Origin of the sequence: Pseudomonas sp. PAMC 25886, assembly GCF_000242655.1 — a bacterium.
Classification (GTDB): Bacteria; Pseudomonadota; Gammaproteobacteria; order Pseudomonadales; family Pseudomonadaceae; genus Aquipseudomonas.
This window is the reverse complement of record NZ_AHHC01000074.1, coordinates 1-19086: the sequence shown is the minus strand read 5'-3', so window position 1 is coordinate 19086 and position 19086 is coordinate 1. Positions and strand designations below refer to the sequence as shown.

Here is a 19086-nt window from a genome sequence, read left to right as displayed (position 1 = left end):
TAATGCCGGAGTGAGGGCACACCGAGCCTAGGCGAGGTGCCGAGTGGTGGGGCAAGAGCCTTTTGGTTACTTTTGGGCTTTTCAAAAGTGACCCGCTGTAAGAGCGGAACCGATATCAGCCATCACCCAAATAACGGATACACACACAGCCCGTCACAGCACCAGCCGAACCTCGGCACACAACCCACCGCCATCCCGATTGCTCAGGGTCAACTCCCCGCCAATCGCCACAGCCAGTTGCTGGGCGATCGCCAGCCCCAGCCCGGTGCCCCCCGTGCCGCGATTGCGCGAGCTCTCCACCCGGTAAAACGGCTGCATCACCTGCACCAGTTCATCCTCGGCAATCCCCGGGCCCCGATCCAGCACTTTGATCGACAGCTCCCCGGACGATGTCGAACCCACCTCCATCTGCGCCGCCCCGGCAAATTTCAGTGCGTTGTCCACCAGGTTCACCAGCACCCGGCGCAACGCATGGGGCCGGGTATCCAGCACCACTGCGCTTTTGCCGCTCAGGCTGACTTGCTTGTTCATGTCCTGGTAATCAAACACCAGGCTGTCGAGAAACGCGTCGAGGTTGATCCGGTGGCTGGCTTCGGTCGCGCCATGCACGCTGCGGGCATAGGCCACGCCTTCGCGCACCAGGTGCTCCATTTCCCCCAGGTCGCTCCAGAGCTTTTCCCGGTCTACCGAGTCTTCCATGAACTCGGCACGCAATTTCATGCGGGTGATCGGCGTCTGCAAGTCGTGGGAGATCGCCGCCAGAATCTGCATGCGCTCCTTGAGGTACTCGGCAATCCGCTTTTGCATTTCGTTGAACGCCGCCGCCGCATGCGCCACTTCAGTGGGGCCGGTTTCGTCCAGTGGCGTAGGGTGCGCATTCGGGTCAAGGGTTTCCACCGCCTGTGCCAGGCGTGTCAGCGGGCGGATGGCGATGCGCACGGCGACCCAGGTGCAGACCAGCAGCACCAGCAACTGCAGCACCAGCACCACCGGCAACCAGAAGGCAAACGGGATCGGCTTGGGGTAGACGTCAATGGTGACCGGGCTGCCATCGGCCAGGGTCAGGTGCGCCTGGAAGTGTTTTTGCAGGCCCGGGATGTCGCGAAAGGTCAGCGGGTAATGCTCGCCCAAGGCATCGGAAATCGAGGTCGCGGCCATGGGCACGTCGTCGCTGGCCATCGGCTCGCCGGGTTCGCCGGCATTCAGCAGGTAGCGGTAGGCGTTGCGGTCGAGGCGCGGCAGCCAACTGGCGCGCTCGGCGGCGGGCAGGCGGTCGAGGATCGCGATGGACGTGGATACGTCGTTCTCCAGGTTGCCCAGCATCACGCTGCGGGCGCTCATGTAGCGCTCATAGAACTGCGCGCTGAACGACAGGGCGTTGGCGCACAGCAGGCTGACGATGAAAATCACCGACAGTTGCGCCGCCAGGGTGCGCGGCCAGCGAAACGAAAGGGTCATGCCGAGTCCCCGAGGATTTCCACCGCCAGGGAGAACACATAGCCTTCGCTGCGCACGGTCTTGATGTAGGCCGGCTCGCGGGCGTCATCCAGCAGGCGCTGGCGCAAACGGCTGACCAGCAGGTCGATGGAACGGTCGAACAGGTCCGCGTCCCGGCCCTGGGTCAGGTTCAGCAACTGGTCGCGGTTGAGCACCCGTTGCGGGTGGTCGAGAAACACTCGCAGCAGGCGGTATTCGGCGCCGCTCAAGGCCACCAGGGTGTCGTCTTCGTCCAGCAGATGGCGGGCGGTGGTGTCCAGGCGCCAACGACCAAAGCGGATCAGCCGGCCGCTTTCCGTCACCACCAGGTTCGGCGGCAGCATCCGGGTGCGCCGCAGCACGGCGTTGATGCGGGCCAGCAGTTCACGGGCAGCGAAGGGCTTGACCAGGTAGTCGTCGGCGCCCATTTCGAGGCCGATGATGCGGTCGGTTTCGTCGTTGCGCGCGGTGAGCATCAGGATCGGCGTGGCCTTGTGCTTGCCCACCCGCAGTTCGCGGCACAGCTGCAAGCCGTCGTCGCCGGGCATCATGATGTCCAGCACGATCAGGTCCACCGGCGTGGTGTCCAGGAAGCTGCGCATCTGCCGGCCGTCAGCCACCACGGTGGTACGCAGGCCGTTCTTTTTCAGGTAGTTGCCCACCAGTTCGCGGATCTCCCGATCGTCATCGACAATCAGAATGTGATCGACGTGATCCATGCTGCCTTCCTCGTTGAATAGTCATTGATGCGCAGTCTAGCCACTGCCGGCGGGCTTGCCTTGTGCCCTTTGTATTGCAGTGTATCTGGCGGTGACGAGATACACGTCGACGCAAAAATCCGGGCTTGGCCGACACAATCCGGATACCTCGCAAGGTTCAAATGAGCCCATCGAGGTAATCCGCCTCGGCTCACTTGAACCCCCGGGGAACCGCCCATGAATCTCAAAGCTACCTATGCCGCCTGCCTGTTTGCCGCATTCACTGGCCTGAGCGTTGCCGCCCATGCCGAAACCACCGCCAGCCAGCCGGACATCCACCAGGTGGTGTCGATCTCCGAAGAGGCCGGCGGCGCGCTGTGCGGCATCGTCAACTCGCACCTGACCTACCTCGATTCCGAGGGCCAGCGCCACGTACTCGACTACCGCAAATTTGCCAGCAACTGCCTTGAAGGCAGCTGAGGAGACCGGCCATGAACCCACTCAACAGCTTTCTCAGCGCCCTGGCGTTTTCCATGGCGGGTGTGGCGGCGGATGTGAATGCCGCCACCGCCAAAAAACTCACCGGCAGTGAAACCTGCTTCCAGAATACGCCGCTGGCGCAAAACGGCGCGGGTCGCAAACGCGACGAAACACCCCCGGCCACGAGGTGACACCCATGAACTTCATCCGATACCTGCGCCGCTCAAAAGGCCTGCTCCTGGTGGCACTGGTCGTTGCCCTGGTCGGCGTGCCCAAGGCGGTCAACTACCTGATCAACAACGTCGACGCCGAAAGCTTCAGCCAATCCGAAGAGCGCATGCCGTCCCTGGACGGCGCCGTGGCGTGGCTCAACTCGCCACCGCTGACGGCCGAGGGCTTGAAAGGCAAGGTGGTGCTGGTGGATTTCTGGACCTACGACTGCGTCAACTGCCAGCGCAGCCTGCCGTACGTCAATCAGTGGGCGAAGAAGTACGCCAAGGACGGGCTGGTGGTGATCGGTGTGCACACCCCGGAAAACGCCTACGAGAAAGTCCTGGATAACGTGCGTACTCAGGTCAGGAAACTGGGCATCCAGTACCCGGTGGCCATCGACAACGATTACCGGATCTGGCGCGCCTTCGATAACCAGTACTGGCCGGCCCATTATTTCTTCGACGCTACCGGCAAAGTGCGCTACAGCCATTTCGGCGAGGGCCGCTACGACAACCAGGAGAAAGTCATCCAGGCGTTGCTGGAAGAAGCCAGGGCGGCGAACGCACCCACCTAAGCTAATGCCAAAAAGGTATTTATTGTCGGGTTTTTAGATCGTTTAGCTTCGCCACTCCACCACTATGTTCATGGAGTGAGCTACCGATGTTGCACCCGCTGGCAATCCATACCTTGCCCTTGCTGGACCTGGCGCTGCTCGACGGCACGCCGGCCCAGCGCGGGCAGTTTCTCGATGACCTGCGCCACGCGGCGCGGCATATCGGTTTTTTCTACCTCACCGGCCATGGCATCGACGCCGATTTGCTCACTCGGGTGCAGCAGCAGGCGCGGCAGTTCTTCGCCTTGCCGGAGGCTGACAAACTCGCCGTCGGCATGATCAATTCCCCGCACTTTCGCGGCTATAACCGCGCCGCCTCGGAGATCACTCGTGGGCAGCCGGACCTGCGTGAACAGTTCGACCTCGGCGCCGAGCGCGAGCCGTTGCAACAAGGCCCGAACTCACCGGCCTGGTCGCGCCTGCAAGGTCCCAACCAATGGCCCGCTGCGTTGCCCGAGCTCAAGCCCTTGTTGCTGGCCTGGCAGCAGGCGATGACGCAGATGTCGTTGCGCCTGCTACGGGCCTTTGCCCAGGCCTTGTCGCTGCCGGAAAACGCCTTCGACCCGCTGTACGGCGACAAACCCAACGAACACATCAAGCTGATCCGCTACCCCGGCCGGCATGCCCGGCAAAGTCGCCAGGGCGTGGGTGCCCACAAGGATTCGGGGTTTCTCAGCTTCCTGCTGCAAGACCAGCAAGCCGGCCTGCAAGTGGAAGTGGAGGAGGGCCGCTGGATCGACGCCTCGCCGCGCCCCGACACCCTGGTGGTGAACATCGGCGAATTGCTGGAACTGGCGACCAACGGCTACCTGCGCGCCACGGTGCACCGGGTCGAATCGCCGCCGTTGGGCAGCGAGCGCCTGTCCCTGGCGTTTTTCCTCGGTGCGCAGCTGGACGCGGTGGTGCCGGTGTATCAGTTGCCGCCCGAGTTGCTGCGCGATGCCCACGGCCCCACCAGCGACCCGCGTAACCCGCTGCTGCGGGACGTCGGCTGGAACTACCTCAAGGGCCGCCTGCGTTCCCACCCGGATGTCGCCCAGCGTTTTTACGCCGACGCCACGATTCCCCAAGCCCTGTCCGCCTGATAAGGAACATCACCATGCTCAAGAAAACAGCCCTGGCCCTGGCCGTACTGATTGCGTCGTTCGACGCCCAGGCCGCCGAGGCCCTGCGTGTGGCGGCCGACCCGATTCCCCACGCGCAAATCCTCGAATACGTGCAGAAACTTGACCCGCAGTTGCAGCTGAAAATCATCGAGATCCCCAACGGCGTGAACTCCAACGAGCTGTTGGCTCACGGGGATGTCGACGCCAACTACTTCCAGCACTTGCCGTACCTGCACTCCCAGGAACAGGCCCTCGGCCAGAAATTTTCAGTGGCGGCCACCGTGCACATCGAGCCGCTCGGCATTTATTCCCATCGCCACACCAGCTTTGCCCAGGTGCCGGACAAAGGCACCGTGGCCGTGCCCAACAACGTCACTAACCTGAGCCGTGCGCTGTACCTGCTGCAAGCCAACGGCCTGATCACGCTCAAGCCCGGCTTCAACGACCCGGCCAAGGACCAGGCAACGCCCAAGGACATCGCCGAGAACCCCAAGCACCTGAAGATCCTCGAAATCGAATCGCCACAGATCCCTCGCGCCCTGGATGACGTCGACCTCGCCGTGATCAACGGCAACTACGCGCTGGAAGCCGGTTTGTCGCCGGCCAAGGATGCCCTTGGCCTGGAAAAAGCCCAGGGCAATCCCTACGCCAATATCCTCGTGACCACGCCGAAATTGCAGGACGACCCACGGATCAAACAACTGGCCAAGGACCTGAATTCGCCGGAGGTGGCCGCGTTCATCACCGAGAAATATTCAGGCTCGGTGATTCCGGTAGCCGTCGAATGATCGTCGTCGAGCAGGTCAGCAAGACCTACGCCGACGGGCAGCCGGCGGCGCTGGACAAGGTGTCGTTGCAGATTGCCGACGGTTCGATCTTCGGGATCGTGGGGCGTAGCGGGGCGGGCAAAAGTACCTTGCTGCGCTGCCTGAACCTGCTGGAGCGCCCGACCTCCGGGCGCATCCTCATGGACGGCCAGGACCTGACGCTGCTCAGCGACAAGCAACTGCGCCAGCAACGCCAGCGTATCGGCATGATCTTCCAGGGGTTCAACCTGCTGCATTCACGCAACGTCGCCGACAACGTGGCGGTGCCCCTGGAAATTGCCGGCCAGCCCAAGGCTGAACGCATCGCCCGGGTCAAGGAACTGCTGGAACTGGTGGGCCTGAGTAACAAGGCCCAGGCATTTCCTTCGCAACTGTCCGGCGGGCAGAAGCAGCGCGTGGGCATCGCCCGGGCACTGGCGGCGCGCCCGGATTATTTGCTGTCGGACGAAGCCACCAGCGCCCTCGACCCGGAAACCACCGCGTCGATCCTGGAACTGCTGCGCAGCATCAATCGGCAACTGGGGGTGACCATCGTGTTGATCACCCATGAGCTGGAAGTGGTCAAGGCCATCTGCGACAGCGCGGTGTCCCTGGCCAATGGGCGCGTGGTGGAAAGCGGCAGCCTGATTCAATTGCAGGCCGATCCCGCCTCAAGCCTGGGCCGCTCACTGGCCCCCAACCTGCCAGCGGTGAGGGCGGTATGAAAACCGACTGGAATGACATCCTGCAATTGCTGCTCACGGCCACGGCTGAAACCCTGTACATGGTGCTGCTGGCGGCGGTGTTCACCTTGCTGATCGGCCTGCCTCTCGGCGTGCTGCTGTTTATCAGCCGTCGCGGTGGGCTGTTCCCGCTGCCGCGCCTGAATCGCGTGTTGGGGGCGGTGGTTAACCTGGGGCGCTCATTGCCCTTTGTGGTGATGTTGATTGCCTTGATTCCGCTGACCCGACTGATCGTCGGCACCACCCTGGGCAGCACCGCCGCCGTGGTGCCCATCACGATTGGCGCTTTTCCGTTCTTTGCGCGCATCGTCGAAAACGCGTTGGATGAAGTGGACAAGGGGCGCATCGAAGCCATCGTCGCCATGGGCGGGGATATCCGGCACGTGATCCTCAAGGTGCTGTTGCCGGAAGCACTGCCCGCGTTGCTCGCCGGGTTGACCCTGACCCTGGTGATGCTGATCGGTTTTTCCTCCATGGCCGGCGTGATTGGTGGCGGTGGCCTGGGCGACCTGGCGATTCGTTATGGGTACCAGCGTTTCAACAACCAGATCATGGTGGTGACGGTGATTGTGTTGGTGGTGCTGGTTCAGGGTGTGCAAAGCCTGGGGGATCGTTGCGTGAGGTCGCTGGCGCATCGTCGTTAAACGGTTATGTACTAATGAATTTTTAATATTTCTAGTTATATGCGTGACTGAGTAAAGTTCCCCTTCGTACCTTCACCTCGTCGCCGGGAAATACTCTTCATGAACCGTCCCCACGGGCATCCCACGCCGATCCTGACTTTGCCCCAGGGCGAAAAAGACCCGCTGTCGATTCGCGCCAAGGCGTTGGTCTTTGCCGACCCGCGCTCGCTGCAACTGCTTGAGTATTTACAGCGTGTCGGCCCCAGCGAAGCGCCGGTGTTGATCAATGGCGAGACCGGCACCGGCAAGGAACTGGTGGCGCGCTACATCCACAGTGCCAGCGGTCGCACGGGTGCGTTTGTGCCGGTGAACTGTGGCGCCATCAGCGAGAACCTTGCGGAAAGCGAATTTTTTGGGCATGAGGCCGGTTCGTTTTCCGGGGCCTCGGGGCGGCGGATCGGCTGGTTTGAAGAGGCTGACGGTGGCACGTTATTTCTCGACGAAATCGGTGACTTGCCGCTGCCGTTGCAGGTGAAACTGCTGCGGGTGTTGCAGGAGCAGGAAGTGGTGCGGGTGGGGTCGCGCAAGCCGATCAAGATCAATATCCGCCTGGTAACCGCCACCAACATCGACCTGGAGCAGGCGGTGGAGGCGGGTAACTTTCGTCTCGATTTGTTCTATCGCATCAACGTTGCGCAGGTGCAGGTGTTGCCCTTGCGTGAGCGGCCGCTGGATATTCTGCCGCTGGTTGAGCACTTTCGTCGGCTCTACAGTGCCAAGTTGAAAATCGCCGAGCCGATGTTGTCGGAGTCGGCGACTCAGGCGCTGCTGGATTATCCGTGGCCGGGGAATATTCGTGAGCTGGAGAATGTGGTGCACCTGGCGCTTTTGGTGGCTGGGGATAAGCCGATCATGCCGTCGCACCTGAAGTTTTCTGCGGGGTTGAGTGCGATGCATGCCAGCGTTAACAGCGGGGCGCCGAGGATTCCCCAGGAGGTGGTGCGTGAGCAGTTGCTGCGGTTGTTCGAGGTGCCTGGGGATTCGTTGTTGCACGATATTGAGGATTTGATCGTGCGGGAGGCGTTTGGGTTTTGTGGGTTTAATCAGTTGCGTACGGCGGAGTTGTTGGGGGTTACGCGTAATGCTATGCGGACGCTTTTGGTGAATCATGGGATGCTCAAGGGGCGGGTTAAACCCTGATTTTTTGGTGTACATATCCGTTGTTCAGGTAACGGCTGCTTATGGTTTCGCTCTTACAGCGAGTCACTTTGGAAAAGCCCCAAAGTAACCAAAGGGCTCTGCCCCGCCTGTCGGCACCTCGCCTAGGCTCGGTGTTCCCTCACTCCGGCATTGCTCCGCGGGCCGCCGCGACGGGGCGTCCCTGCCCCGTCGCGGCTAAACCGGCGTCCTGCCGGTTTACCCGCTCCTCAATCCCTGCGTTCGGCCTCGGGCTTATTGGGGCAGTCAGATCAAGATCAAAAGCAAGAGCACAGCGGCCTACAGGCCGGCTTGAGTGGTGGTAGAAGCCAGATCAAAAGCCAAAGCCAACGCGAAAACCAAATCTGAAACTGCTGCGGCTCTGCTTTTCTGTGGGAGCTGGCTTGCCTGCGATGCAGACACCTCGGTTTTTCAGATGCACCGAGGCGAGGCCATCGCAGGCAAGCCAGCTCCTACATTTGGACCGTGCCCGCTGTAGATTTTGATTTTGATGTTGCCTTTGCTTCAAACCACTCAAGCCGGCCTGTAGGCCGCTGTGCTGTTGATCTGCTGTTGATCTTGATCTTAGGCGCCCCGTTAAACCACGCTGGCCGAACGCAGGTAGTACGGAGCGGGTAAACCGGCAGGACGCCGGTTTAGCCGCGACGGGGCAGGGACGCCCCGTCGCGGCGGCCCGCGGAGTAATGCCGGAGTGAGGGCACACCGAGCATTAGCGAGGTGCCGAGTGGTGGGGCAAGAGCGTTTTGCTTACTTTTGCGCTGTTCAAAAGTGAGCCGCTGTAAGAGCGGAACCAATTTAAGCCATCACCCAAATAACGGATATGTACTCACCCCCGGCTCACCTCAGCATCCCGCGCCAAAGCACCTATCCTGCGCAACAGGGGCAACACCTCGGCCCCCACGTGTATCGACTCTTCCAAATGCGGAAACCCGGACAAAATAAAGCTGTCCACCCCCAGCTGGTGATACTCCTCGATCCGCTCCGCCACCCGCTCATAACTCCCCACCAACGCCGTCCCGGCCCCACCACGGACCAGTCCCACCCCGGCCCAGAGGTTGGCCGAAACCTCCAACTCCCGCGCCCCACGCCCACGGCCTTTCATCAACTCGGTCTGGCGACTCTGCCCCACCGATTCGTACTTGGCCATTTGCCGTTGCGCCTGGTCAATGGCGTCCTTGGGAATCTCCTCCAGCAGCCGCTCAACATGCGCCCAGGCCGCCTCGTCGGTGCGATCAGCAAAGATGTGCAAGCGCAACCCAAAGCGCAACGTGCGCCCCTGCAACGCGGCCAACTCGCGCATCCGCACCACCCGCTCGGCAATCATCGCCGGCGGCTCACACCACATCAGGTACGTCTGCCCATGGGCCGCTCCCACCTGCTCGGCCGCCTCGGAGGCCCCGCCAAAATAGATCGCCGGCACCTCGGCCCCCGGTGCCACCGGGGTGTTGATGCCGCTGCGGTAATACCGCCCCGGATGCGTCGGCTGCTTGCCAGCCCACACCGCCTGGAACACCTGCAAGAACTCGGCAGTCCGCGCATAACGCTCATCATGCTCAAGAAAATCCCCCAGCGAACGCTGCTCAAAGCGGCTGGACCCCGTCACCACATGCAGCGCCAGCCGGTTCTCGCTGAGCAATTGCAAGGTCGCCGCACGGTGAGCCGTGTAGGCGGGCAGTTCCATGCCGGGGCGCAAGGTCAGGAGGAATTTCAGCCGCCGCACTTCCTGGGCCAGCACGGCGGTGATCAGCCACGGGTCTTCGAAGCCACTGGCGGTGGGCACCATGATCCCGTCGAACCCGGCCTGTTCGGTGGCCCGTACGATCTGGCGCAGGTAGTCGAGGGTCGGCGCGCGTTCGCCTTGCTGGAACAGCCCGACCTTGGGCAGGCCACTGCTGGTGAGGTGGCGACCGTCGCCGTTGGTGGGCAGGAACCAGTCGAGCTGGATCGGTGGGCGAACCTCAGTGTTCATGGTGCAGGCGCTCCTTGCGCAGGCCGTGTTGAAAAAGCAACGGCAGGATCTGTTCCCCGAAACGCAGCACTTCGCTGACCGCCGGGCCGCCTTGCAGGATGATGTGGCCCAGGCCCAGGCCGTGCAGTTCCTGCAGGCGCGTGGCGATTTGACGGGGCGTGCCCACCAGGATCAATGGCTGGCCGGGGTGCAGTTGCAGCAGGTTCGGGTGGATCTCCCACTGGCGCAACGGGTGACGGTCCCGGGGCACGGTGGCGATGCGGTGGTTGGGCAGGTCCTGGGTTGGCAGCAGCGCGGCGGCGGTTTCCCACGCCAGGTCTTCGCTGTCGCCGATGATCAGGCCAAAGGTACAGGCAAAGGCCAGGCTCGGTTGAAGCTGGCGCCAGCGCTGTATTTCCTGGGCCAGCCACTGCGGATGCCCGGGCCGCAACAGGCAGACTTGGGCGTGCCCCGCCACCAGCGCGTGGCTTTGGCTGTCGTCCAGCACCAGTGGCGGGGCGGGCAGCTCACGGCGGGCGACGCCGGCGTTTTCCAGTTGGAAGTAGCGGCCTTGATAATCCAGGCCGCCGTCATTCGGGGCCAGCAGTTGCTGGAGGATTTCCAGGTATTCGCCGATGCGCTCGCTGCGCTGGTCGCGGTTCAGCCATTCGCCAAAAGCGCTGCGCAGGCTGCCTTGTTCGCCGTCGGGCAAGTGCAGGCGCACCCGGTGGCTGCTGATGGATTGCAGGCTTTGCAGGGTGGTGGCCAGGGCGGCCGGCAGCATGACTTCCGGCGGCACGCTGACCGACAACTGTACCCGCCGGGTGTGGGCGCACAGTGCCGCCGCCACCCCGAGGCTGTCGGCGCACAGGGCGCCGCCGGGGATCCACAGGCCGTCGATGCCGGCGTATTCCACCGCCTGGGCCAGCTGGATCCATTGCCCCGGCCGCGCCGCCCAGTCGGGGGTGCAGAGGGGCATCAACCAACTGAATTCAAGGGGCATGTACGGGCTCCATTTCGAAGGACTTGATCATCCTACTCTCGTCCTCGCCATCCGAGGGCCGGGGCGATGTCCCGGGCGATGATTTCCAGGCGCTTGAGGATCTGCGCCTGGGTCGAGCTTTCGGCCTGGACCACGGCGATCACGTAGTCAGCATAGGGCAGCAGCGACGGGTCCCGTTGCAGGCTTTCGATCACTTCGTCGGGATGGCCGTGGTGCACGTTCATCAGGCGCAGGTGTTCCTGCAAGTCCACGGCTTGATCAATCAAGCCTTCCCGTTGCAGGCGCGGGATGTGCCGCTCGATATCCACTGCCAGTTCCGCTTGGGCGCTGGCACGGTCGGGTGCCGGGAAAATTGCGCGCACCACGCCGATACGCGGTGGCCGGTCGGTGCGGGTCCAGGCGTTCAGGTAGGCGTCGGCCAAGGGTTTCTGCACCGTCAGCGGGTCGTGGGTGGCGGTGCCCAGCAGCAGGCCGTTGCCTTGGCTCGCGGTGTAGGCCGCGCCTTCGAGACTGCCATGGGAGTGCCACAAGCGGCTGCTCAAGCCGGTCGCTGGCGGTTGCAGGGTTAATGGGGTGTGGGGCGTCAGCGGCTCGCCGTCGAGTAGCTGCTGGACCTGCTGCTGGTGGTCGCTGAAGTCGACCTGGCGTTGCAGGGCGTCGCGGCCAAAGGCGCTGAAATTGTCGAGGTTGGCGCCGCCGCTGCCCAGGCCCAATTGCACCCGGCCGCCGCTCAGCGCGTCGAGCACGCTCGCGTCTTCCGCCAGGCGGATCGGGTCTTCGAAGGGCAGCACGATCACCCCGGTGCCCAGCTCGATATGCCGGGTGCGCTCGGCCACCGCTGCGAGCAATACCAGCGGCGACGGCAGCCGGCCAAAGCCGTTGCTCAGGTGGTGCTGGGCAATCCAGCCACCGTCAAAACCCAGGGCTTCGGCGACTTCGAATTGTTCGATCAGGTCGCGATAGACCTGCTGTGGATCATCGCCAAAGGCGTGGCTGAGAAAGCCCAGTTTGAAGCTCATGACAGGGTTCCTTGAGGCAGGGTGGGCTGCCAGCCCAGGGCCGGGGCGATCTGTTCGCTGATGATTTCCAGCGCACGAATCGCATCACGCAGCGGGGTGCTGGCGGTCTGTACTTGCAGCACCAGATGATCGTTGGCGGTCAGGGTCGGGCCTTGCTGCAACTGCTCGATAATCTGTTCGACAGGGCCGTGCAGGATCCCGAGGCGCTTGAGGGTGGTGTCGAAGTCATCGTCGACCGGCGCCTTGTACACGCCGATGCTTTGCTGGCGCTGCACGTAGGCCTGGATGTCCTTGCGTGTGGCGGCGTCCGGGTTCGGGATCAGCGCCTGGACCCGGGCGATGCGGGGCGCAGTGCCGTTGTCGCCGGTCCAGGCGTTGCGATAGCGGTTGACCAGCTCCACCGAGGCTTCGGGCGGCAGGTGCGGGTTGGGCGCCATGATCAGGCCGTGGCCACGTTCGGCCACCAGTTCCACCCGTGACGTGGCTTCCCAGAGGCGGTGCCCGAGGCCGGCGGCCCGTGGCAGCAAGCGCGAGCCGCTGTCGGTCAGTGGCGCGTTGCCCAGAGCGTGGAGCAACTGTTGCAGGTGCTGCTCATAGTCGCGATGGCGCGCGTGCGGCTCGCGGCCGAACGCCGTAAAGGTCTCGGGATCGAAGCCCGCGCCCAGGCCCAGTTCCAGCCGGCCATTGCTCAACAAGTCCAGCACCGAGGCGTCTTCCGCCAGGCGCAGCGGCGCTTCCTGGGGCAGCACGATAATCCCGGTGCCCAGGCTGATCCGTCGGGTGCGTTGGGCGATGGCGGCAAGCAGAACCAGGGGCGAGGGCAGGCGGCCGTTCTCGCTGGCGAAGTGGTGCTGCGCCACCCAGCCACTGTCGAAGCCCAGTTCTTCAGCGACCTTGAACAGCTCCAGCGTGTCGCGGTAGACCTTGGGATCGAAGCCCGGGCTGTAGACCCGGCTGAGAAACCCCAGGGAAAAACGGGAACTCATGGCTGCACCTCGCGGGCCAGTTGTTTTTGCAGCGCGGGGCCGGCATTGATCGACTCCGGCAGGCCGCTGAACGGGCTGATGGTCAGGTAACCCTTGTTCAGCCATACCGCTTCATCCTGCTTCTGTTGCTCGGCGGTGGCGGCGGGGCTGTACTGGAAGCCAATGCCAGGTTTGCCCGGCAGCTTGAATTGCTTGAGGTCGTCGGTGTACACCGCTTCAAAGCCCACGTAGCTGCCGATGCGGGTGAGTTTCACGCCCTTGATCTGCGGGTCTTTTGGCAGGTTGATGTTCAGGCCCAGGCCCTTGGGCAAGAGCGCGCCGTCGGGTTGGCGATGCTGGTCCAGGGCGTTGACCAGCTTCGCCACCAGCAGCGCCGCGCGCTGTGGGTCGGTCTCTTTCAAATCGGTGCTGACCGCCAGCGCCGGAATGCCCGCCTGCACCGCGACACTCGCGACGTTGAACGTGCCGGAGGCGCTGTTGATCGCCCCCAGGTTATTCCCGGGGTTGGGGCCGACGATCACCAGGTCGGGATGGGGCATGACTTTTTTCAGGCCCATCAGCAAGGCCATCACCGGCGTGCCGCTGATCTCGATCTGCACGTTTTTACCCGCGCACTCGGGGCTTTGGCACACGCCGTTTTCGGTGGTGCTGATGTAGTAACTGTCGGGGTAGGCCGGGTCGTCGTCATGGCCAACACTGACTTCGCGGCCAAAGAAAAACGCGCCGCCCCGGGCGCTCTGGTCGGCTTGCGGCGCGGCAATCCGCACCGTATGCCCCTGGGCCTTGAGCTCGGTGTACAGGGCGCGAATGTTGGGGTGCTGATAGCCGTCGTCGTTGCTCAGCAAGATGTTCAGGGCGAAGGCCTTCGAGGCGACCAGGCTGCCGAGCGCCAGCATCCATGCGCTGTGCTTCATGGTTTGACTCCTTGGGTAAAGCGGTTGGCCGGGCGCGGCAGGCCGAGGTTTTCCCGCAGGGTGGTGCCTTCGTATTCGGTGCGGAACAGCCCGCGTTGTTGCAGCAGCGGAATCACCTTCTCGACGAACAGGTCGATGCCGCCCGGGAAGTACGGGAAGAACACGTTAAAGCCGTCACAGGCACGGGCTTCGAACCACTGCTCGAAGAAGTCCGCGATGTCTTCGGCGGTGCCGATCACCGGGTTGCCGGCGGTCAGGTGCAGGTACAGCTGGCGGATGCTCAGGTTCTGGCTGCGGGCCAGTTCCAGCAATTTGTCGCGACGGCTGCCGCGCTGGCCTACCGGGGTTTCCGGCAGCGGGCCGTCGAGGTCGTAGCCCGACAGGTCGATGTCATCGCCCAGGGTATCGGCCAGGAAACGCAGGCCCAGCACCGGGTCCACCAGGGCCTGGAATTCTTCGAACAGCGCCTGGGCCTGTTCGCGGGTTTCGCCGATAAACGGGGTGACACCGGGCAGGATCTTGACGTGGTCGGGGTCACGGCCAAAGGCGGTGGCGCGTTGCTTGATGTCCTGATAGAACGCCTGGGCGCCGGCCAGGTCATGGTTGACCGCAAAAATCAGCTCGGCGACGCGGGCGGCGAGGGCCTTGCCCGGCTCCGACGCACCCGCTTGTACCAGCACCGGATGGCCCTGTGGCGGGCGGGCGACGTTGAGCGGGCCGCGCACGGAAAAGTGTTCGCCGCGATGGTTCAGGGTGTGCAGCTTGGCCGGGTCGAAGTACTCGCCGCTGGCCTTGTCGCGGGTGAAGGCGTCGTCGTCCCAGCTGTCCCACAGGCCCTTGACCACATCGTGGAATTCTTCGGCGCGCTGGTAACGGTCGCCGTGGTCGATATGGGTTTCGCGGCCGAAGTTCCAGGCTTCATCCGAGACCACTGAGGTCACCAGGTTCCAGGCGGCGCGGCCCTTGGACAAGTGATCCAGGGAGGCGAACTTGCGGGCGATATGGTACGGCTCGTTGTAGCTGGTGGTGGCGGTGGCGATCAGGCCGATGTGGGTGGTGACGGCGGCAAGAGCGGCCATCAGTGTGAGGGGTTCGAAGTGTTCGGCCCTTGCCGTTCGGCTGAGTGCATCGTGATGATGGCCCCACAGTGCGACCACGTCTGCGACGAACAAGGCGTCGAATTTGCCGCGTTCGGCGGTTTGCGCGATGTGCTTGAACAGCTCGAAATCCAGGCTGGCATCCGCTTGTGCCAGCGGGTGGCGCCAGGCCGATACGTGGTGGCCGCTGTTGGCCAGGAAGGCCCCCAGCTTGAGTTGATCGGTACGTCGGGTCATGGACAGGCTCCCGGAAAAGGTCAGGCGCGGGACCGGCGAACCGGCCCCGCGGGCTGGGTCAGAAGGCGTACGTCACGCCGGTGTACCAGTAGCCACCGGTGGTGCCGTAAGGCGAAAAAGTGCCGTACGGGAAGCCGCCGGAGCTGCTCACCAGGTCGGTGCGTTTCGGGTACTTGTTGAACAGGTTGTTGGCGCCGGCATTCAGGGTCACCGCCTTGGTCAGGTGGTAGTCGATGTTCAGGTCGGTGATCCAGGTCGGCGCGAAGTTGCGGTCGTAAATCTCGGCGGTGCCGTACTCGGTGTACGAGCCGTAGCGGGTCAGGTTGAGGCTGGTTTCAACTTTGTCGTAGGTCCAGGTGGTGCCCAGCAGCAGTTTGGATTGCGGCAGGCCGTACTTGAGGTTGCCCTGGCGCTGACGGTCATAGCCACCGTCCGGGCCGAGGGCCTGGGCGGCCACGGCGGAGGCGTGGATCGAGTCGATCTGGGTGGTGTTCCAGTTGAACCCGGCGCTGTATTTCAGGCTGCCATAGGCACCGATGTCCTGGCGGTAGTCACCCACCAGGTCGACGCCACGGGTGGTGGTGTCGAGGGCGTTGGTGAAGTAGGTGACTGCCTGGTTCGGGTTGAGGCCGGCGGCCGCGAGGATCGCGCTGATCTGCGGGGTGCCGCCGAGGTAGCCGGTCTGGGCGATGCGGTCCTTGATCACGATCTGGTAGGCATCCAGGGTGATGTTGGTGTTATCGGTGGGTTGCAGGGTCAGCCCGACACTGTAGTTGGTCGACTTTTCCGGCTTGAGGGTGGTCGCACCCAACGCCTTGGCCACGTCGGAATTCACCGCCACGTTGCGGTAGTCGAACAGCTGGCCGTTGACGCTGGTTTGCGAGGTGGAGCTGTAGATCTGCTGGGCCAGGGACGGCGCACGGAACCCGGTACTGAAGGTACCGCGCACGGCCAGGATCGGCGTCAGCTGGTAGCGGGTGGAGATCTTGCCGTTGGTGGTGGTGCCCGAGCCATCGTTGTAGTGCTCGTAGCGTCCGGCCAGGTCCACGTGCCATTTATCCGTGAAGTCCTGGCCGACTTCGCCGTAGCCCGCGAGGCTGATGCGGCTTTTTTCGGCCGCGTCGGCCGGGGTGGTGCCCGCACCGGAAATGGTCCCGGGTGGAATAATCGCGCCGTTGGCGCCGGTGTCGAACGGCCCGCTGGCGTAGGAGGCGAGGTCACCCTTGCCGATCTTGTAGTCTTCGTAACGCTGTTCCAGGCCCCAGGAAATCTGCGTCGGCTTGTACAGGCCGAGGTCGAAGGCGCGGGTAAGGTCGAGGTTGTTGGTCCACTGGCTGAAGGTTTTCACGCCGGTGTCTACCGAGGTCGGCGAGGTGGGGCCGTAGCTCAGGTTATAGGTGTCGGTGAGGGTGGCCCGGGCATGGTCCTGGCCGTAGGTGCTCGACAGGTCATAGTCCCAGCCGGCCGCCTGGCCCTTGCCGCCGAATGCCACCTGGAAGTCGTCTTCGATGAATCGCAGGTTGTCTTCGATACCTTCCGGGTACGGCGTCTGGATGCCGTTGAAACTGCCCGGCTGGTGGAAGGCCAGGGGTTTTTCCGAGTTGCGGTGGGTGTAGGTCGAGAACGAGTACAGGGTCAGCGCGTCAGCGACCGGCAGTTCGGCGTTGTAGCCCAGGCTGAAGTTCTTCGCCTCGGGCAGGCCGGTGCCGTAGTAGGTGTGGCGTTGGCTGGTGTTGCCGGCACTGTCGGTGTAGGGCGCAGCGTCGGAACGGTCCGAAACGTTCTGTTTTTTCACGTCCAGGGCGAGGTTGATGAAACCGTCGTTGGGCAGGGCCAGGCCGACGTTGCCGGTCTGGCGCACGGTTTCGCCGTCGCCGTTTTCATAGTTCTGGCCGTAGGTGGTGGACAAGCTGCCGCCGTGGTCGGTCTGCTTGAGCACAATGTTGATCACGCCGCCGATGGCGTCCGAGCCATATTGCGCCGAGGCCCCGTCACGCAGGACTTCGATGTGATCCACCAGGGCGGTGGGGATCATGTCCAGGTCCACCGGTTGTGAGCCGGAGTTGAGGGAGGTGGCGTTGTTCAACAGCGCGCTGTTGTGGCGGCGCTTGCCGTTGACCAGCACCAGCACCTGGTCACCGTTCAGGCCGCGCAGGCTGATGGGGCGCACGATCGAGGTCGAACCGAAGCCCGACGAGGCCGGCTGGTTGAGCGACGGCAGCACCTTGCTCAGGGCGCGGGTCAGGTCGCCCTGGCCGGTGGCGAGCAACTGCTTGGAGGAAATCACATCCACCGGCGCCGGGCTCTCGGCCAGGGTGCGCGCCTGGCCACGGTTGCCGATCACCACGACGGTGTCCAGCGGGTTGTCGCTGGCCGGGGCATCGGCGGCGAGGGTCAGGCTGCTGTAACTGGCGGCCTCGCACACGGCGAGGAACAACAGGGTATGGGCGAAGGCCTTGCCGGGTTGGCGGCGGCCTGCGACGCGTGATGGATTCATGATGTGCGACACTCCAGTGTGGTTAGGCGACGAGCCTTGTTCGAGGGCGGCTTGTTGAGTTCAAGCTCTGGTGGAGGCAGGAGAGCAAAGGCTGTGCCATCGCTGAAAAGTCTTGGATTACAAGGGGTTGTTGGCGGGACGGGGCGGTGGGTGGTGTTTTTCTAACAGGCGGGAGGGCAGGGTGTTGGTTTTTGTGCAGGGGATTTTTCTGCGAAGCTGCCCGCGTACGCTGGGGCGGGGAAACGCCTCCTTGGCACACCCCTTGCTCTCCCCACGCCATACCTAAACCCAAGGAAGCTTTTCTGTATGCCTAGACCCGGCCCGCGCAACGCCCTCACTGATATTCCCGGCCTGGAGGTTGGCCACGCCACAGACCTGCACGCCGACACCGGCGTCACGGTGATCCGCCCGGATGGTTTCTGGACTGCCAGTATCGACATTCGCGGTGGCGGCCCTGGCGGTCGCGAAACAGCGGCGCTGGAGCCCGAGAACATGGTCGGCCAGCTTCACGCCCTGGTGTTTGCCGGTGGCTCGGTGTTTGGCCTGGGGGCCGCCGACGCGGTGGCGGCGAAACTGTCCCAGGACCAGGTGGGGTTGCATTTGAAGCCGGGTGCACCGGCGATTCCTATCGTGCCGGCGGCGGTGTTGCATGACCTGGCCAACGGTGGCGACAAGGATTGGGGCCTGGAGCCGCCGTATCGGCGGCTGGGGTTTGAGGCGCTGGCCAATGCCGGGCCGGACTTTGAACTGGGCTCGGTCGGGGCCGGGCGTGGGGCCATGGCCGGCGTGTTGAAAGGTGGGCTGGGTACGGCGTCCCTGGATTTAGGGGATGGCCTGGTGGTTGCCGCCTTGGTGGTGGCGAACCCGATTGGGTCGGTGTACATGCCCGATGGCGAGACGTTCTGGGCCTGGCCGTGGGAGGTGGCGGGGGAGTTTGGCGGGGCGCGGCCGGTGACACCGATGGACTGCAGTGACCCGATGCCGGAGTTGTCGCGGCTGGATTCCATGGGGCGTTTGCAAGCGGGGGCCAACACCACGTTGGTGGTGGTGGCGAGTACGGCGCGGTTGACGGTGGCGGAGTGCAAGCGGGTGGCGATCATGGCTCAGGACGGGATTGCCCGGGCGGTGCGGCCGGCGCATTTGCCGTTTGATGGGGATACGGTGTTTGCGTTGGCCTCCGGGGCGGTGGAGTTGACGGATGGGCCGCGGCGGCAGGTGGAGATTGGGCGGATTGGGTCGGCGGCGGCTGACTGCGTGGCTCGGTCGATTGCCCGGGGGGTGTTTGCTGCGCGGGCTTAGGTTGGGGTGTATATCCGTTGTTTTTGTTATGGCCGCTTAGGGTTTCGCTCTTACAGCGACTCACTTTGGAAAAGCCCCAAAGTAAGCAAAGGGCTCTGCCCCGCCTGTCG

17 protein-coding genes and 1 pseudogene are annotated in these 19086 nt (G+C 63.7%); 9 read left to right on the top strand and 9 right to left on the bottom strand.

Features of this window, described 5'->3' with window-relative positions; genetic code table 11:
• Positions 1-153: 153 nt before the first annotated feature.
• Both MUM_RS0124725 and MUM_RS0124720 read right to left on the bottom strand, forming a co-directional pair.
• Positions 154-1458, bottom strand: coding sequence for an ATP-binding protein (locus MUM_RS0124725; RefSeq protein WP_010175237.1), 1305 nt, complete (start codon positions 1456-1458; stop codon positions 154-156).
• A complete protein-coding gene (locus MUM_RS0124720; RefSeq protein WP_010175236.1) occupies positions 1455-2195 on the bottom strand; it encodes a response regulator in 741 nt (246 codons plus the stop codon). Before MUM_RS0124720 ends, MUM_RS0124725 begins: the two co-directional genes overlap by 4 nt.
• 216 nt (positions 2196-2411) lie before the next feature.
• On the opposite strand from MUM_RS0124720, the gene MUM_RS0124715 reads away from it, so the two are divergent.
• The 8 genes and pseudogenes from MUM_RS0124715 (at position 2412) to MUM_RS0124680 (ending at position 7958) form a co-directional block, all read left to right on the top strand.
• Complete coding sequence (locus MUM_RS0124715; protein WP_010175234.1) at positions 2412-2654, top strand: DUF2790 domain-containing protein; 243 nt, start codon at positions 2412-2414, stop codon at positions 2652-2654.
• Positions 2655-2665: 11 nt separating this feature from the next.
• On the top strand, positions 2666-2845 hold the full coding sequence (locus MUM_RS0124710) for a hypothetical protein (RefSeq protein ID WP_029616083.1): 180 nt from the start codon (positions 2666-2668) through the stop codon (positions 2843-2845).
• 68 nt (positions 2846-2913) lie between these two features.
• A pseudogene (locus tag MUM_RS0124705) lies at positions 2914-3441 on the top strand (thioredoxin family protein); the annotation flags it as partial.
• Positions 3442-3527: 86 nt separating this feature from the next.
• Positions 3528-4565, top strand: coding sequence for an isopenicillin N synthase family dioxygenase (locus tag MUM_RS0124700; RefSeq protein WP_010175230.1), 1038 nt, complete (start codon positions 3528-3530; stop codon positions 4563-4565).
• Between the two features lie 14 nt (positions 4566-4579).
• Complete coding sequence (locus MUM_RS0124695; protein ID WP_010175228.1) at positions 4580-5374, top strand: MetQ/NlpA family ABC transporter substrate-binding protein; 795 nt, start codon at positions 4580-4582, stop codon at positions 5372-5374.
• Entirely contained in the window at positions 5371-6117 is a 747-nt protein-coding gene (locus MUM_RS01000000132680; RefSeq protein ID WP_010175226.1) for a methionine ABC transporter ATP-binding protein, read from the top strand. The genes MUM_RS0124695 and MUM_RS01000000132680 overlap by 4 nt, the downstream gene beginning before the upstream one ends.
• Positions 6114-6779 (top strand): methionine ABC transporter permease, encoded by a 666-nt coding sequence (locus tag MUM_RS0124685; protein WP_010175224.1) that lies wholly within the window; start codon positions 6114-6116, stop codon positions 6777-6779. Before MUM_RS01000000132680 ends, MUM_RS0124685 begins: the two co-directional genes overlap by 4 nt.
• Positions 6780-6878: 99 nt before the next feature.
• Positions 6879-7958, top strand: a complete 1080-nt coding sequence (locus tag MUM_RS0124680) for a sigma-54 interaction domain-containing protein (RefSeq protein ID WP_010175222.1) — start codon at positions 6879-6881, stop codon at positions 7956-7958.
• An 844-nt stretch (positions 7959-8802) separates the two neighbouring features.
• Here the strand turns inward: MUM_RS0124680 and MUM_RS0124675 are convergent.
• Genes MUM_RS0124675 through MUM_RS0124645 form a run of 7 tightly spaced genes read right to left on the bottom strand, consistent with a single transcriptional unit; the run spans position 8803 to position 17677 of the window.
• Complete coding sequence (locus MUM_RS0124675; protein WP_010175221.1) at positions 8803-9945, bottom strand: LLM class flavin-dependent oxidoreductase; 1143 nt, start codon at positions 9943-9945, stop codon at positions 8803-8805.
• Positions 9935-10927 carry an LLM class flavin-dependent oxidoreductase gene (locus MUM_RS0124670; RefSeq protein WP_010175219.1) on the bottom strand — a complete coding sequence of 331 codons (993 nt, stop codon included), beginning with the start codon at positions 10925-10927 and terminating at the stop codon, positions 9935-9937. The genes MUM_RS0124675 and MUM_RS0124670 overlap by 11 nt, the downstream gene beginning before the upstream one ends.
• Positions 10928-10959: 32 nt before the next feature.
• Positions 10960-11946 (bottom strand): LLM class flavin-dependent oxidoreductase, encoded by a 987-nt coding sequence (locus MUM_RS0124665; RefSeq protein WP_010175214.1) that lies wholly within the window; start codon positions 11944-11946, stop codon positions 10960-10962.
• On the bottom strand, positions 11943-12932 hold the full coding sequence (locus MUM_RS0124660; RefSeq protein WP_010175213.1) for an LLM class flavin-dependent oxidoreductase: 990 nt from the start codon (positions 12930-12932) through the stop codon (positions 11943-11945). Before MUM_RS0124660 ends, MUM_RS0124665 begins: the two co-directional genes overlap by 4 nt.
• Positions 12929-13846 carry a 5'/3'-nucleotidase SurE gene (locus MUM_RS0124655; RefSeq protein ID WP_010175212.1) on the bottom strand — a complete coding sequence of 306 codons (918 nt, stop codon included), beginning with the start codon at positions 13844-13846 and terminating at the stop codon, positions 12929-12931. Before MUM_RS0124655 ends, MUM_RS0124660 begins: the two co-directional genes overlap by 4 nt.
• Positions 13843-15180, bottom strand: coding sequence for an LLM class flavin-dependent oxidoreductase (locus MUM_RS0124650; RefSeq protein ID WP_010175211.1), 1338 nt, complete (start codon positions 15178-15180; stop codon positions 13843-13845). The genes MUM_RS0124655 and MUM_RS0124650 overlap by 4 nt, the downstream gene beginning before the upstream one ends.
• A 58-nt stretch (positions 15181-15238) precedes the next feature.
• On the bottom strand, positions 15239-17677 hold the full coding sequence (locus tag MUM_RS0124645; RefSeq protein ID WP_010175210.1) for a TonB-dependent receptor plug domain-containing protein: 2439 nt from the start codon (positions 17675-17677) through the stop codon (positions 15239-15241).
• Positions 17678-17983: 306 nt separating this feature from the next.
• Between MUM_RS0124645 and MUM_RS0124640 the strand changes: the two genes are divergently transcribed.
• Positions 17984-18976, top strand: coding sequence for a P1 family peptidase (locus MUM_RS0124640; protein ID WP_010175209.1), 993 nt, complete (start codon positions 17984-17986; stop codon positions 18974-18976).
• Positions 18977-19086: the final 110 nt, after the last annotated feature.

What these genes read in the sequence shown, in the direction of transcription:
- MUM_RS0124725 (WP_010175237.1), bottom strand. Translation starts at nt 1,458, where the DNA reads ATGACCCTTTCGTTTCGCTGGCCGCGCACCCTGGCGGCGCAACTGTCG.
- MUM_RS0124720 (WP_010175236.1), bottom strand. Translation starts at nt 2,195, where the DNA reads ATGGATCACGTCGATCACATTCTGATTGTCGATGACGATCGGGAGATC.
- MUM_RS0124715 (WP_010175234.1), top strand. Translation starts at nt 2,412, where the DNA reads ATGAATCTCAAAGCTACCTATGCCGCCTGCCTGTTTGCCGCATTCACT.
- MUM_RS0124710 (WP_029616083.1), top strand. Translation starts at nt 2,666, where the DNA reads ATGAACCCACTCAACAGCTTTCTCAGCGCCCTGGCGTTTTCCATGGCG.
- MUM_RS0124700 (WP_010175230.1), top strand. Translation starts at nt 3,528, where the DNA reads ATGTTGCACCCGCTGGCAATCCATACCTTGCCCTTGCTGGACCTGGCG.
- MUM_RS0124695 (WP_010175228.1), top strand. Translation starts at nt 4,580, where the DNA reads ATGCTCAAGAAAACAGCCCTGGCCCTGGCCGTACTGATTGCGTCGTTC.
- MUM_RS01000000132680 (WP_010175226.1), top strand. Translation starts at nt 5,371, where the DNA reads ATGATCGTCGTCGAGCAGGTCAGCAAGACCTACGCCGACGGGCAGCCG.
- MUM_RS0124685 (WP_010175224.1), top strand. Translation starts at nt 6,114, where the DNA reads ATGAAAACCGACTGGAATGACATCCTGCAATTGCTGCTCACGGCCACG.
- MUM_RS0124680 (WP_010175222.1), top strand. Translation starts at nt 6,879, where the DNA reads ATGAACCGTCCCCACGGGCATCCCACGCCGATCCTGACTTTGCCCCAG.
- MUM_RS0124675 (WP_010175221.1), bottom strand. Translation starts at nt 9,945, where the DNA reads ATGAACACTGAGGTTCGCCCACCGATCCAGCTCGACTGGTTCCTGCCC.
- MUM_RS0124670 (WP_010175219.1), bottom strand. Translation starts at nt 10,927, where the DNA reads ATGCCCCTTGAATTCAGTTGGTTGATGCCCCTCTGCACCCCCGACTGG.
- MUM_RS0124665 (WP_010175214.1), bottom strand. Translation starts at nt 11,946, where the DNA reads ATGAGCTTCAAACTGGGCTTTCTCAGCCACGCCTTTGGCGATGATCCA.
- MUM_RS0124660 (WP_010175213.1), bottom strand. Translation starts at nt 12,932, where the DNA reads ATGAGTTCCCGTTTTTCCCTGGGGTTTCTCAGCCGGGTCTACAGCCCG.
- MUM_RS0124655 (WP_010175212.1), bottom strand. Translation starts at nt 13,846, where the DNA reads ATGAAGCACAGCGCATGGATGCTGGCGCTCGGCAGCCTGGTCGCCTCG.
- MUM_RS0124650 (WP_010175211.1), bottom strand. Translation starts at nt 15,180, where the DNA reads ATGACCCGACGTACCGATCAACTCAAGCTGGGGGCCTTCCTGGCCAAC.
- MUM_RS0124645 (WP_010175210.1), bottom strand. Translation starts at nt 17,677, where the DNA reads ATGAATCCATCACGCGTCGCAGGCCGCCGCCAACCCGGCAAGGCCTTC.
- MUM_RS0124640 (WP_010175209.1), top strand. Translation starts at nt 17,984, where the DNA reads ATGCCTAGACCCGGCCCGCGCAACGCCCTCACTGATATTCCCGGCCTG.